Annotated in this window: 9 protein-coding genes; 6 read left to right on the forward strand and 3 right to left on the reverse strand. The window is 41.5% G+C overall.

The window, feature by feature from the left end:
* Window positions 1–65: 65 nt before the first annotated feature.
* The gene (mgtE, locus tag ABJV04_RS08880) at window positions 66–1,424 is read left to right on the forward strand and encodes a magnesium transporter (protein ID WP_348491166.1); all 1,359 of its coding nucleotides are present in this window, start codon (window positions 66–68) and stop codon (window positions 1,422–1,424) included.
* Complete coding sequence (locus tag ABJV04_RS08885; RefSeq protein ID WP_348491167.1) at window positions 1,417–2,301, forward strand: DMT family transporter; 885 nt, start codon at window positions 1,417–1,419, stop codon at window positions 2,299–2,301. Before mgtE ends, ABJV04_RS08885 begins: the two co-directional genes overlap by 8 nt.
* A gap of 42 nt (window positions 2,302–2,343) precedes the next feature.
* Here the strand turns inward: ABJV04_RS08885 and arcB are convergent, their stop codons facing one another.
* Window positions 2,344–4,689 carry an aerobic respiration two-component sensor histidine kinase ArcB gene (gene arcB / locus ABJV04_RS08890; RefSeq protein ID WP_348491168.1) on the reverse strand — a complete coding sequence of 782 codons (2,346 nt, stop codon included), beginning with the start codon at window positions 4,687–4,689 and terminating at the stop codon, window positions 2,344–2,346.
* A 773-nt stretch (window positions 4,690–5,462) separates the two neighbouring features.
* Here arcB and gltB point away from each other — a divergent pair.
* Together gltB and ABJV04_RS08900 are read left to right on the forward strand one after the other, a co-directional pair.
* Window positions 5,463–9,929: a glutamate synthase large subunit gene (gltB, locus tag ABJV04_RS08895; protein WP_348491169.1), complete on the forward strand. Its 4,467-nt coding sequence runs from the start codon at window positions 5,463–5,465 to the stop codon at window positions 9,927–9,929.
* Between the two features lie 15 nt (window positions 9,930–9,944).
* Window positions 9,945–11,360 carry an FAD-dependent oxidoreductase gene (locus tag ABJV04_RS08900; protein ID WP_348491170.1) on the forward strand — a complete coding sequence of 472 codons (1,416 nt, stop codon included), beginning with the start codon at window positions 9,945–9,947 and terminating at the stop codon, window positions 11,358–11,360.
* A gap of 120 nt (window positions 11,361–11,480) precedes the next feature.
* On the opposite strand, the gene ABJV04_RS08905 is transcribed toward ABJV04_RS08900, so the two are convergent.
* Window positions 11,481–12,116, reverse strand: a complete 636-nt coding sequence (locus ABJV04_RS08905) for a DsbA family oxidoreductase (protein ID WP_348491217.1) — start codon at window positions 12,114–12,116, stop codon at window positions 11,481–11,483.
* 41 nt (window positions 12,117–12,157) lie between these two features.
* Window positions 12,158–12,694, reverse strand: a complete 537-nt coding sequence (locus tag ABJV04_RS08910) for a DUF2937 family protein (protein ID WP_348491171.1) — start codon at window positions 12,692–12,694, stop codon at window positions 12,158–12,160.
* Between the two features lie 106 nt (window positions 12,695–12,800).
* Between ABJV04_RS08910 and ABJV04_RS08915 the strand changes: the two genes are divergently transcribed.
* Together ABJV04_RS08915 and ABJV04_RS08920 are read left to right on the forward strand one after the other, a co-directional pair.
* Complete coding sequence (locus ABJV04_RS08915; protein WP_348491172.1) at window positions 12,801–13,187, forward strand: hypothetical protein; 387 nt, start codon at window positions 12,801–12,803, stop codon at window positions 13,185–13,187.
* A 174-nt stretch (window positions 13,188–13,361) separates the two neighbouring features.
* A complete protein-coding gene (locus ABJV04_RS08920; protein WP_348491173.1) occupies window positions 13,362–13,955 on the forward strand; it encodes a DUF2726 domain-containing protein in 594 nt (197 codons plus the stop codon).
* Window positions 13,956–14,093: the final 138 nt, after the last annotated feature.

The following is a 14,093-nucleotide window of genomic DNA, read 5'->3' on the forward strand; positions in this document are numbered from 1 at the left end:
TGACCTGCCGCCCTTAACCCTCTAAACTATTCATATTAGTAGTTTTTTCATCGAGCTGTATTTTCATGGCTGAAGCATTAGAGGTAAAACACGCGCAACGTCAACTGAAGGCTATCAATCGAGCCTTGGCCAGTGGCCGCTTTATGCATGTCCGCAAAACCATTCACGATATGCCTGCATGTGATATCGCCCTACTTCTCGAATCATCTCCAAGTAAATCAAGAACCGAACTTTGGGAAATGTTAGACGCTGATTTCTATGGCGACGTGCTTGAAGAATTATCGGAAGATGTACGTAACGGCATCATTGGCCAAATGCTTCCCGACAAGGTGGTAGATGCCTTAGAAGACATGGAGATTGATAACTTAGCGGAAACCTTAAGTAGTTTGCCGCAATCAGTCTCAAAAGACGTACTCAAATCCATGGATGAGCAGGACCGTCAGCGAGCTGAAAAAGCCCTATCTTACGGTGAAGACACTGCCGGTTTCATCATGAATACCGATACCATTACCCTGCGTTCTGACGTCAATATTGATGTTATTTTACGTTATTTAAGACTTAAAGGTGAAATCCCAGAAAGCACAGACACCTTTTATGTAGTGAGTCGCAATGACACTTTAATTGGCACGGTGCCCGTCACTAAACTCCTTACTGCACTGCCAGACTCCAGTATCGAAGATATTATGGATGAGGAAGCTGAGGCTATTCCTGTTGATATGCCAGAGACGGATGTAGCCAAATTGTTTGAACGCTATAACTGGCTATCAGCACCTGTAGTGGATTCAAATCGACAGTTATTAGGACGGATCACCATAGACGATGTGGTAGATATTATTCGTGAAGACGCCGAACACTCGATGATGAGTATGGCGGGTTTAGATGACGAAGAAGATACCTTTGCGCCAGTACTGCAAAGTACCAAACGTCGCTCTGTATGGCTCACTGTTAACCTAGTTACTGCACTGCTTGCTGCAGCGGTAAGTGATCTCTTTGAAGCCACTCTAAGCCAAATGGCAGTGTTAGCTATCTTAAATACCATTGTTCCTAGTATGGGTGGTGTCGCAGGCAATCAAACCTTAACACTGGTTATACGGGGTATGGCCCTAGGTCATGTTAGTACGGATAACTCTAGATGGTTAATCAGTAAAGAATTAGCCATTGGTTTTTTAAATGGTGCTATCTGGGCAATATTAATTGCCTCTGTCATTGCAATTTGGAAACAAGATTGGATGTTAGGCGGAGTTATTGCTTTTGCAATGATGATAAACATGGTTGCTGCGGGGTTAGCTGGGGCAACGTTACCACTGGTGATGAAAAAGTTAAAAATCGACCCAGCACTAGCTGGCAGTGTAATTTTAACCACGATCACTGACGTAGTAGGTATTTTTGCCTTTTTAGGCACCGCTACCTTAATGCTTGTTTAGTTTAGGAAGTAAAACCATTAACTCTCCCGTACAACTCGTTTTTTATATCTGTATTGCTTTACTTGCTTTCGCGGGGAATTCAATTCTATGTCGTTTGGCCTTAGCTGATTCAAGTATTGATGCGACGTCTTTCACCCTAATCCGGTTAATGTCCGGCGCGGTGATGCTCTGTTTTATTTTGCTGTTAAAGGGAAATATAAAACAACTCAAAACCAAAGGCAGCTGGCCTGCTAGCTTGGCGCTTTTCATCTATGCGGCTGGGTTTTCCTACGCTTATATTGAATTAGACACAGGTGTAGGTGCGTTAATACTATTTGCCTGTGTACAAATTACCATGCTAATCATCAGTTGGTATTATGGCGCACGCCTAACTTTAATTGAGTCATTGGGTGTGTTTGTTGCATTTGCTGGTTTCATCTATCTTGTGTCCCCTGGAGTCAACTCACCTTCAATATTGGGTGTCACCTTAATGGCTTGTGCCGGCATAGCTTGGGGATGTTATTCAATTATTGGCAGCCGCTCCGCGACCCCTTTAATTGATACCAGTTCAAATTTCTTAAGGGCTTCACTTATTTGTTTACTGCTGGTGCCTATGTTGTTTATAGATACAAATCAGTTAGAAGTTATGGGCGTTGTGTACGCCTTAGCATCAGGTATGCTTACCTCAGGTGTCGGATACGCCATTTGGTATAAAGTACTTCCACACATTCGTTCGAGCGTTGCTGCGGTTTTACAGCTCAGTGTGCCCGCGATAGCGGCGATAGGAGGTTTACTGTTATTAGATGAGCTGCTTACCTTAAAAATGCTAATGTCCAGTGGTGCAATACTGGGCGGTATTGGCTTGGTCATTTACGGTAAACAGCAAGAAGCGAAATAACCCCAACTTTACAAAAGGGGAATAGATGATTAATCGGTAAGATTAATCATCTATATTTTTCGAGTTAAGCCAATCATTTAGTTTCGCTGTATCCTGCTTTTCAGCCATTTCTAGTTCTTCTACCCAATCATGGACGTTCTCCCACCAAGTAGGATGATCACCTTGTTGGATACGATTAGCGATTTTTTGCACTCGAGCTAAGCCCACTGAACCGGCTGCACCTTTAATTTTATGCGCCTGAGAACACACTTCTTCTTTATCATTTGCACTCAAATTGATATTCAATATTTCCATGTAATCAGGCATGTTTTCCTGAAACACACCAACACTAGTGCGCACCATTTCATGGCCGATGGTATCAACCAACATTTCGAGTAAATCCAAGTCTAAAATGGACTCTAGTTCACTTGGTTTAGCTTCTTCTACTGAAAACTGCGGAATATCTTTTTGATCTACAAACAAGTTATTAAATACTTCAATTACCCGACTCTTTTTAATCGGTTTAGCGATAACATCATCCATACCGTTATTTAAATATTCTTGTCGAGTTTTAATGACGTTAGCGGTTAATGCCACTATGGGAGTCTGCTCTACCAGCCCTTCCTCATGTAATACCGAAGCAACATTAAACCCTGTCATATCGGGTAGCTGAATATCTAGCAATATTAAGTCGTATTGCGTCTCGCGGGCCATTTTTAGCGCTTCTTGCCCAGTCATAGCCACTTCCACAGTTTGCCCAAGCTTTTCTAATAAAGCCTTAGCGACCATCACGTTAAGCTCAATATCTTCGACAAGAAGTATCTTCAAACCATGTACTAGAAGTTCTTGTAATTGCAGTGGTTTGTTATTAATTGTAAGAGGCAATTCAACGGTAAAACAGGTGCCTTCTCCAACCACACTATTCACCTTGATCTCGCCTTTCATTAAGGTGACCATTTCTTTACATATGGCCAAGCCAATACCGGTGCCCGTGGCAGATTGATGATCCGGATGATTCACTTGGTAATACATGGCGAATATCTTGTCTAATTCGGTCTTAGGAATACCGACACCAGTATCCTTAATAGTAAACTTAACGGAGCTGATACCCGGTTTTTCTTCAGTTGCCTCAACGGTTAAATTAACTTTACCTTTTTGAGTGAATTTCACTGCATTGAACAGTAAATTCCATAATACCTGACGTAGGCGTGTGCCATCGGCTTCAACTTGAAACGGCAAGGGCTCAATAATTTGGGTTTCAAAACGCAGACCTTTATCCGCCGCGAGTAATTGAATAATGCTGCCTAATTCATTAGTAAACTCTTTCAAAGAAACAGTTTTAAGGGACAATTCCAACCTATCACGATCAAGTTTGTCTAGGTCAACAATGTCATTAAAGATATTGCCTAATGTGATACCACTAGCATAAATGGTACTTACCCAAGCATATTGTTCGTCAGATAAATTGGTATCTCGCAACATCCGACTGAGTCCAACAATTCCGTTCAAAGGCGTTCGTAACTCGTGGCTTATAGTTGCAATGAAAGCGGTTTTATCTTTGTTCGCTTTAGTCACCACATTTTCAGCTTGTTTACGTTCGGTAATATCGCGACCAAAAGCGAGTAAACCCAAACGCGTTCCTTTTTTATCGTAAAAAGGCACCTTACGCATTTCATAATAACGACGGCGGCCATCAGCAAATCGCAACCACACTTCTTCGGTAATACTTGCGTTGGTTTCTAATACTTCATGGTCACTAGCGACAACTTGTCTAGCAAGATCTTCATCATATACTTGATGAGGCGTTAAGCCGATTAGCTCTTCTTCTGTTTTCCCAGTCATTTGCTCTGCAACTCGATTACAGCCGGCAAATTGACCTTCTTCATTTCGGTAATAAATTAAATCCGGAGAGGCATCTATTATTGAACGAAGTAATGTTGATAAACGTTTAGCTTGAGACTCTTGTTCAGATTTTTTACTTATCTCGCGCTCCAAATCGTGAAATACAATCTCGCGTTCTAATTGTGCATTCTTTCGTTGTTCGATTTCATAATTAAGTTTTTGTACACTTAATTGCAGTTCATGATTGCGCAACACGTCTTCTTCGCGCATTAATTCAAGTTGATGAACGGCTTCTGATAAACTATCCCTTGATTGCTCCAATTGTTTTACAAGCTTTATAAAAATAATGAGCACCCAGGGCGCACTCAACATGGTCAAAATAATCGCGCTAATAAAGTCTTCAATCTCTACTTCACCACTCATAATCATGCGAATCACATAGGATCCACAAATAGTGAAAGCCAAGGTGAGTAAGACAAAAAATATGCTTATTTTGAGTGTACCGAAACGGATTACAAATCGAGCGACGCCGATTGCCCAAGATTCAATTGGAGCTTTTGAATGCATTTTTGAAATCTCTGAATGAGTAGAAAACTAATGCTATCAAGAAACACTACCTTAGGTGAATGTTTCAATTAAATTAATGTTAAATAAACTGAATTTGTATTCATTACCTACTAAAAAGAACAAAAACTAAGCGCCTTTTAACTTAATCTGAGTATAATTAAAGTTCTTAGCTCAAAATTCACAACAACAAAGTTCGGGCTTAGTCACCCTGATGAAGCAATCAATTGAATATTTATACGACTCGATACAAAACGGTTTGCAAAGGCTATTTAATTAATAACCGAAACAATTAGATATAAATTATTCTTAGCTAGTTCTTTACAGTTATGCAGTTTAATTAAATAATTATGCTGTTAGAAAGGACCAACAAAATAGATTGTTACAATAACAATCAAATAATAAACGTTTTATTAACAAATCTTTATCTAATTTCAGGCTTTTTGGAATGATTTATTTGCTTAAAATAAATTTTTTAACTATTTGATTTAATTTTACTTTATTACCATTAATTGCTAAACATCGAAAAAATTAAATGATTCGCTTGTTGTGCACATTGATTTCTACCTTTAATGTCGGTATTTTGTCAGGCTGCTCGGCTAAAAATTCATAAAAATTCGATAACCGGCTGGTACCCTCAAACAAACGACAAGAAAACAACATATAACCGGCACAAGCAAAACTGACCACAGAAGTCAGGCTCAGTGCAGCTAAATTCCAACGTTTAAGTTGGCATGTACAACCTTTCTCAGCCAAAGGTTGAAGGAGTTACGTTAATGAGTTTGTATAACCCAAATGATTCAAAAGACAACTGTGGTTTTGGATTAATCGCGCACACCGAAGGTGACGCTAGTCATAGACTGGTAACCACTGCAATTGAAGGCCTCGATCGCATGCAGCATCGTGGCGGTATCGCTGCGGATGGTAAAACCGGAGACGGCTGTGGGCTGTTGTTGCAAAAACCAGATGAGTTTTTCAATCTGATAGCAGCTGAAAATGGTTGGAAATTAGGTAAAAAGTACGGCGTAGGAATGATATTCCTCAATCAAGATGCTGAAAAAGCGCAGATTGCTCGCCAAACCATTGAAGAAGAATTATCAAAAGAAACCTTAGCAGTGGTTGGATGGCGCGAAGTGCCAGTTGACCATTCGGTTTTAGGTGACCTTGCAGCCCAAGGTGTGCCACAAATTGAACAAGTATTCGTTAATGCACCTCCAGGCTGGCGTAAAAGAGATTTAGAACGCCGCCTATTTATGGTTAGAAGACGAGTAGAAAAAATACTAGCAGAGGACGAAGATTTTTATATCGCCTGTTTGTCTGCTTTAGTGATGATTTATAAAGGTTTGGTAATGCCTAAAGATTTACCAAACTTTTATTTGGATCTTGCCGACGAACGCTTGAAATCGGCTATCTGTGTATTCCACCAACGCTTTTCAACGAATACATTGCCGAAGTGGCCTTTAGCGCAACCATTCAGATTTTTAGCCCATAACGGTGAAATCAATACCATTCGTGGTAATAGAGACTGGGCACTAGCGCGTTCGAAAAAATTTATCACGCCTTTGTTACCTGATCTGCAAGATGCTGCACCTTTTGTTAATACCGAAGGTTCAGACTCCTCTTCTTTAGATAATATGTTGGAGTTATTTTTGGCCGGCGGCATGGATTTGTTTAGAGCTATGCGCTTACTTGTGCCACCAGCATATCAAAACAACAGCACCATGGACGACGATCTACGTGCCTTCTACGAGTTTAACTCCATGCATATGGAGCCTTGGGACGGGCCTGCGGGTATAGTAATGACCAATGGTCGTCATGTTGCTTGTAACCTCGACAGAAACGGTCTTCGCCCAGCTCGTTATGTATTAACTAAAGATGGTTTCATTACCCTAGCATCAGAAATTGGTATTTGGGACTACAAGCCTGAAGACGTAGTTGAAAAAGGTCGTGTCGGACCAGGAGAAATGCTGGCCGTTGATACCTACACAGGTAAGATTTGGCGCTCCAATGAAATTGATGAAGAGCTCAAAACTCGCCATCCGTATAAAGAGTGGATTGATCAACATATCAAACACCTTAAGCCCATCGAAGAGTGTGATGCCAGTCAAATTGGCCAGCGTGCTTTTGATGACAACATGATGGGCACTTATCATAAACTGTTTAATTACAGCTATGAAGAAAATCAGCAAATCATTAAAGTGCTTGCCAATGATGGACAAGAAGCGGTGGGTTCAATGGGTGATGATACACCTATGGCCGTGATGTCATCTAAGCAGCGCACAGTATATGACTATTTCCGTCAGCAATTTGCTCAAGTAACGAATCCACCAATAGATTCTTTGCGTGAAAATCATGTTATGTCGTTGGCGACTTGTGTAGGTCGTGAACAGAATGTCTTTAGCGAAACTTCAGGTTATGCAAATCGGGTGTTATTCAACTCTCCGGTATTAATGTATACCGACCTGAAACAATTACGTGAATATGATTCTGAATACTATTATTCAGAAGTTATCGATTTGAATTATCCTCCAGAAGAAGGACTCAAAAAGGCCATAGAGCGTATTTGTAATGAAGTAGAGTATGTTGTAAAACAGAAACGCGCTGCGTTTGTAATACTCTCAGATCGCAATATCAAACAAAACAGATTGCCTATTCCAGCAGCAATGGCTGTTGGTGCTGTGCAACGTCGTTTAATCGAAAAATCTCTGCGCTGTGACGCCAACATAATTGTTGAAACTGCGTCCGCTCGTGACCCTCATCACTTTGCTGTGTTGATTGGTCTAGGTGCAACTGCGATTTATCCGTTTTTAGCCTACGAAACCATTGAACAAATGGTCGATGAAGGTGAAATTGAGCTCACAGCCATGCAAGCCACTTTAAATTACCGTAAGGGAATTAATAAAGGCCTGTATAAAATCATGTCGAAGATGGGTATCAGTACCATCGCCAGTTACCGTAGTTCAAAATTGTTTGAAGCTATTGGTATCAACAAAGAAGTGACTGAGCTTTGCTTCAAAGGAATTCCAAGTCGTATTCAGGGCACCGGTTTTGAAGACTTCGAACAAGATCAAATAAACTTGAATCGAATAGCTTGGTTGAAACGTAAGCCAATGTCTCATGGCGGCCTATTAAAGTACGTACATGGTGGTGAGTATCATGCTTATAACCCAGATGTTGTAACTACTTTGCAGGTGGCGGTTAAATCCGGACGCTATGAAGATTACCAAGCTTATTCCGCGCTAGTAAATGGACGCTCGCCATCACATTTCCGTGATTTGCTAGCCTTAAATCCAGATACTGACCCTATTGAAATTGATGCAGTAGAACCAGCGGAGAAATTATTTCCTCGTTTCGACACCGCGGCAATGTCAATCGGGGCACTAAGCCCAGAGGCCCATGAAGCTCTAGCTATTGCCATGAACCGATTAGGTGGACAATCTAACTCTGGTGAAGGTGGTGAAGATCCAGCGCGCTTCAATACTGAGAAAAATTCGAAAATCAAACAAGTGGCATCGGGACGCTTTGGGGTAACACCACATTATTTGGTTAACGCTAATGTTATTCAGATTAAAGTTGCTCAAGGTGCTAAGCCTGGTGAAGGCGGTCAGTTACCTGGTGATAAAGTGAATAATTACATAGCTGAACTGAGATTCTCAGTGCCAGGTGTAACATTGATATCACCACCTCCTCATCACGATATCTATTCTATCGAAGATTTAGCACAGCTTATTTTTGACTTAAAACAAGTTAATCCTAAAGCGCTTATCTCAGTGAAACTGGTTTCCGAACCAGGAGTTGGAACTATTGCAACTGGTGTGGCTAAAGCCTACGCCGATTTAATCACAGTATCAGGTTACGACGGTGGTACAGGTGCAAGTCCACTAACCTCAGTAAAATACGCAGGTAGTCCGTTTGAACTTGGTCTTGCAGAAACTCAGCAAGCATTGGTAGAAAATGGCTTACGTCATAAAGTACGTGTGCAAACTGATGGTGGTCTGAAAACCGGATTAGATGTGGTCAAAGCAGGTATATTAGGTGCTGAAAGTTTCGGTTTCGGAACCGGCCCTATGGTTGCTTTAGGTTGTAAATACCTACGTATTTGTCATCTGAATAACTGTGCAACAGGTGTTGCAACTCAAGATGAAAAATTACGGGACAACTACTTTATTGGTTTACCTGAAATGGTGATGAACTACTTTAAGTTTATCGCTCAAGAAGTACGTGAAATCATGGCATCTTTAGGAGTGGCTAAATTTGAAGATTTAGTAGGTCGCACTGAGCTGTTAAAAGTGATTGATGGTCTTACTGCTCGCCAAAGAAAGTTAGATTTAAGTCCATTGTTAGTGAAACCAAAAGAAGGCTCACATACTAAACTATTTTGTTCCGAAGACGCCAACGCGCCGCTGGATGAAGGTTTATTAAACAAACAAATTTTAGCGGCATCACAAGCGGCAATCAGCAAGTTGTCTGGGGCGAATTTGTCCTTCCCTATTCGTAATACGGATCGTTCTGTTGGTGCTCTTGTCTCTGGCGAAATAGCTAAGCAGCATGGTAACCAAGGCATGCAAGATGACCCTATTAAAGTGCATCTTACTGGTACCGCAGGTCAAAGCTTCGGCGTGTGGAATGCCGGTGGGTTAGAACTTACCCTTTGTGGTGATGCGAATGATTATGTTGGTAAAGGCATGACTGGTGGTAAGTTAGTTATTTTCCCACCGCGTAACATTACCTTTGACCCACATGTCAGTACCATTATGGGGAATACTTGCTTGTACGGCGCAACAGGCGGAAAGCTGTTTGCTGCTGGTAAAGCCGGTGAGCGTTTTGGCGTACGTAACTCAGGTGCCATCGCTGTAATCGAAGGCGCTGGGGACAACGGTTGTGAATATATGACCGGCGGTATTGTAGCGATTCTAGGTAGTGTGGGCGTGAACTTTGGCGCAGGCATGACCGGTGGTTTCGCTTATTTGTACGATGAATTCGACGATATCGAACACCGTGTAAATGGTGAGTTAGTCGATATCATGTCAATTGAAGAGAAGGGCATCCTGTCTGAGCATTTACGTGGTTTGATTAACCAACACTACGAAGAAACGGGTAGCGAGCATGCGCTTATGTTATTAACTAATTTTGCACAACAGTTGCAAAAATTCAGATTAGTAAAACCTAAGACTAGCGACGTGAAAAATTTGCTTGGCCACATCAGTCGGTCAACAGCAGAATTACGTGTTCAGGCTCAGTAGAGGTAGGGTTAAAAAATGGCTAAAAATGTATACCAATTTGTAGATGTAGAAAGAATTGATCCTCCGAAAAAGCCCATTATTATGCGCAAAGAGGAGTTTGGTGAAATCTATCAACCACTTTCTCAATCTCAAACTGAAGGACAAGCAGATCGTTGTTTGGACTGCGGTAACCCTTATTGTGAGTGGAAATGTCCGGTTCATAACTATATTCCCCAGTGGCTAAAACTAGCTAATGAAGGAAAAATTTTAGAAGCAGCAGAACTGTCACATCAAACCAACAGTTTGCCAGAGGTTTGTGGTCGCGTATGTCCCCAAGACAGACTCTGTGAAGGTGCTTGTACACTAAACGACGATTTTGGCGCAGTAACTATTGGTAGTATTGAAAAATATATCACCGACACTGCGTTCAAAATGGGTTGGCGTCCTGATATGTCAGGTGTCATTAAAACTGACAAGAAAGTCGCCATTGTTGGTGCAGGTCCAGCAGGTCTTGCCTGTGCAGATGTTCTTGTGCGTAACGGTATCACGCCGGTTGTTTACGACAAATATGAAGAAATTGGAGGACTGTTAACCTTCGGTATCCCTTCATTTAAATTGGAAAAAGACGTAATTAAATTGCGTCGTGAAATATTCACCAACATGGGTGTTGAATTCGTTTTAAACACTGAAATTGGTAAAGATATTGAATTCCAACAATTGATGGACGATTACGATGCAGTATTCCTTGGTATGGGAACCTACAACTCCATGAAAGGTGGATTTGAGAATGAAGGTGTCGAAGGTGTACATGAAGCCCTTCCCTTCCTCATTGCCAATATTAATCGTGTCATGGGTATCGAAAAACAAGTCTCTGACTTTATCGATATGAAAGGCAAGAAAGTGGTAGTTTTAGGTGGTGGTGATACCACCATGGACTGTGTACGTACTTCTATTCGTCAAGGGGCCAGCTCAGTAACTTGTGCCTATCGCCGTGACGAAGAAAGTATGCCAGGCTCTCGCCGCGAAGTGGTGAATGCGAAGGAAGAAGGCGTACAATTTCAATTTAACTTACAACCACTGGATATCGCAGTGGACGAATCAGGCAAAGCCTGTGGTGTTAAGTTGGTGAAAACTGAAATGGGTGAACCTGATGCACAAGGGCGCAGACGTCCAGTTGTGGTTGAAGGCTCAGAGCATGTGTTAGAAGCCGACGCGGTTATTATTGCCTTTGGTTTCCAACCTAGTCCAGCCAATTGGTTCGCTGACTATGGCATCATTTTGGATGAAAAAGGTCGAGTTCGCGCGCCAGCACAAGGGCGATTCCCATTCCAAACCTCTAATCCGAAAATATTCTCGGGTGGAGACATGGTGCGTGGTTCAGACTTAGTGGTCACCGCGATTGACGAAGGCCGCAAGGCTGCCGACGGTATCATGGATTATCTAGGTGTGTAATTAGTTCTAATTAACAGCTAAATAAAAAATAAAAAAAGGGCCGAAAGGCCCTTTTTTATTTATTTAGTTCGATGACACCTTTTAGGTCAAATACTCCCAAGAAGTCACTGTCCCTTAAATTTAGCCTTCTTTGGCAATTTGTTTAAGGGCTTGCTCAAAAATCTCTACGGGTTGGCCGCCACTAATGAGATGCTTGTTATTCACAATAACGGCTGGAACCGAGCTTATACCCGCTTGTTGGTAGTGAGCTTGGGCTTTACGCACATCTTGTTCAAACATGTCACTACTTAAAATTTCTGCCGCTTTTTCTCGGTCTAAACCAACCTGCTCAACCACCTCTAACAATTGTTGATGGTCACTTGGGTTACCAGATTGTTTGAAGTATAAATCAAACAACCCTAGCTTTAATTCAGTCTGTTTGCCACATTCATGAGCCCAATGCAGTAAGCGGTGGGCATCAAAGGTATTGAATATTCGTCCCCCTCCCCGATTGCCAAACTCATAGCCCACATCTAAGCCTCGTTGTTTAATGGCTTCTCGGTTTTGATCTGCTTGTTCCTGACTAATGCCATATTTTTGAGTTATATGTTCGCCTATTTCTTGGCCTTCGGCTGGCATCTGAGGATTAAGTTCAAAAGGTTGCCAGTCAATGTTAACCGTTATCTCTCCGGCCAAATTTTCAATGGCTTTGGAAAGTGATTTATACCCGATAATGCACCAAGGGCACGATACATCGGAAACTATGTCGATTTGCATGTTTTTCAATTTTTAATCCTTATTAAATAACTAGGTATAACTTAACTATGGCTATGCCTATGACCCCGGAGTTTACTCACGCACTTACGGCAAGTAAAAGCAGTAGTATCAATACTTAGCAGTAATATCACCGCAAAACCTATCCCCCACAAGATAGCAAAGGGGCTCAAAGGTACTGTAAAGTTAAATGCATGGAAGGCCTCTAACCTAAGTTGTTCGTTTGCATTGTGAAACAAGTGCCAAGCTTGCTGTATGGGATGTTGAGACATCGCCAAATGCTCTGCTTGTAACAATTCAACACGTTGGTAAATTGCGCCAATACTAATTGCATCTTGTTTAAACACAGGGTCATTACTTTGCTTATAGTGAGCAATGAGTTTGTATATATTGCCATTAAAATACCTGTCTGCTGTAACTTGAAACCCCGAGAGGTTGTGTTTAGCCTCGATAAGATGAGCATCAACTCGCTGTTGGTATTGTTGCATATATCCGGGAGCTTGCACGCCGAGCAGCACGCCACTGGCGAACAAAAAGAGTCGCAGATAATCCGCTAATTGTCGTAGTAACCATCTGAACATACTGACTTACTCAATTGCATACGTTAAAAAAAGTCGATCGTCTTGCTCCCAACCCCACCAACTTCTATAGTGTGGCAAGACATATAATTACGACAGGTAAAAAGCAGTGAAGTTTAGTTTAACCGCAAAAAGGCTCCCGTTTGTTGCAGTTTTATCTGCCATGACGATATTTTCTATGAAAATTCACGCCCAAAATGATGTTTCCGCACAAATGACATCACAAGCATGCCCCCAAGAATTTTATTCATTGCCGTTATTTCCAGATCCGAAAATGTGTCAAGTTTTCGCGCCTGAACTGCCTGCTAGCCTGACTTATCATGCCTCTACCGACCAACAAAGTGCATTAGGTTTTTATACCGAGAAATTAGGGCAAGCAGATCATGTTAAAACACTAAAAGGTCGGATTATGATGCAATATGATAACGCCAAAAAAATCATCATACTTTCTAAAGATGGCGCGGGTACACAAATCGATGTGTTGGTGAAGTCCTAGTTGCCTTCACTGCTAGATAACTAGCTCCCGTCTAAGCTTTCATTTTTATTTTCAAATCTTCAATAGTGCAACTACCTTGTGGCACTGTCTTTGCTATTCCATATTAACGTTTACGAATTTGACAAAAAATTGATTAAACCGTCAATTTTTTGTCTATTTTATGAGGAAGCCCTTATGGAACTAGCCATTATTTTAATGATGATGTTAATCATAGTAGCAATAGCTGCGCTTAAGTTGAGTGACAATGGTTTATCATTCCCATTTAAACGCAAAGCATCTTTGTTGACCCAGACTGAATTGAAGTTTTTAGATTTAATCGAAAATGCCATGGGCCAGCGTTACCGCGTCCTGTGTAGAACAAGATTGTCTGAAATTGTTGCTCTGCGTCAAAATACTGACAAACGTGCAGCCAAACATGCCTTTTTAAAAGCCTCTAGTCGTCAGCTGGATTTTGTGTTGTGTAACAAATCCGACATGAGCCCAGTAATGGCAATAGATTTAGTACACAATGGCGGCAAAGATGGCTATAAAACCCAGCGTGATTGGTACGTTAGCAGTGCATTGGATGCAGCTCGTATCCCACACCTGCGTATGAAAGTTAAATCAGGATACACGAAAGCAGAAGTTAAAGAATGTATCGACGCTAAGCTTGCGACAGTTCAACGCAAAACGCCGAAACCTCTTATGCCGGGAACTAACAATCCAGATAATCCTCGAGCGGATAAACCGAAAAGACCTGTTCGTTCCAACCGCCCTGTGGCAGCTTAAACGTTAACATTATTTTTAGCTGTTGCTACATACGCCCTTTGGATAAAAAATCAACAAAGGGCGGTTTTCAATCCACGAATTATTTTCTTTTTATATTATCTTGCCTCAACCCTCGCATTTTGAGTCGGTAAATATTAA

It is taken from the genome of Aliiglaciecola sp., from assembly GCF_039982535.1.
GTDB lineage: Bacteria > Pseudomonadota > Gammaproteobacteria > Enterobacterales > Alteromonadaceae > Aliiglaciecola.

Excerpts from the sequence above, each read along its gene's own strand:
- mgtE (WP_348491166.1), top strand. The coding sequence starts at position 66 with ATGGCTGAAGCATTAGAGGTAAAACACGCGCAACGTCAACTGAAGGCT.
- arcB (WP_348491168.1), bottom strand. The coding sequence starts at position 4,689 with ATGCATTCAAAAGCTCCAATTGAATCTTGGGCAATCGGCGTCGCTCGA.
- gltB (WP_348491169.1), top strand. The coding sequence starts at position 5,463 with ATGAGTTTGTATAACCCAAATGATTCAAAAGACAACTGTGGTTTTGGA.
- ABJV04_RS08900 (WP_348491170.1), top strand. The coding sequence starts at position 9,945 with ATGGCTAAAAATGTATACCAATTTGTAGATGTAGAAAGAATTGATCCT.
- ABJV04_RS08905 (WP_348491217.1), bottom strand. The coding sequence starts at position 12,116 with ATGCAAATCGACATAGTTTCCGATGTATCGTGCCCTTGGTGCATTATC.
- ABJV04_RS08910 (WP_348491171.1), bottom strand. The coding sequence starts at position 12,694 with ATGTTCAGATGGTTACTACGACAATTAGCGGATTATCTGCGACTCTTT.
- ABJV04_RS08920 (WP_348491173.1), top strand. The coding sequence starts at position 13,362 with ATGGAACTAGCCATTATTTTAATGATGATGTTAATCATAGTAGCAATA.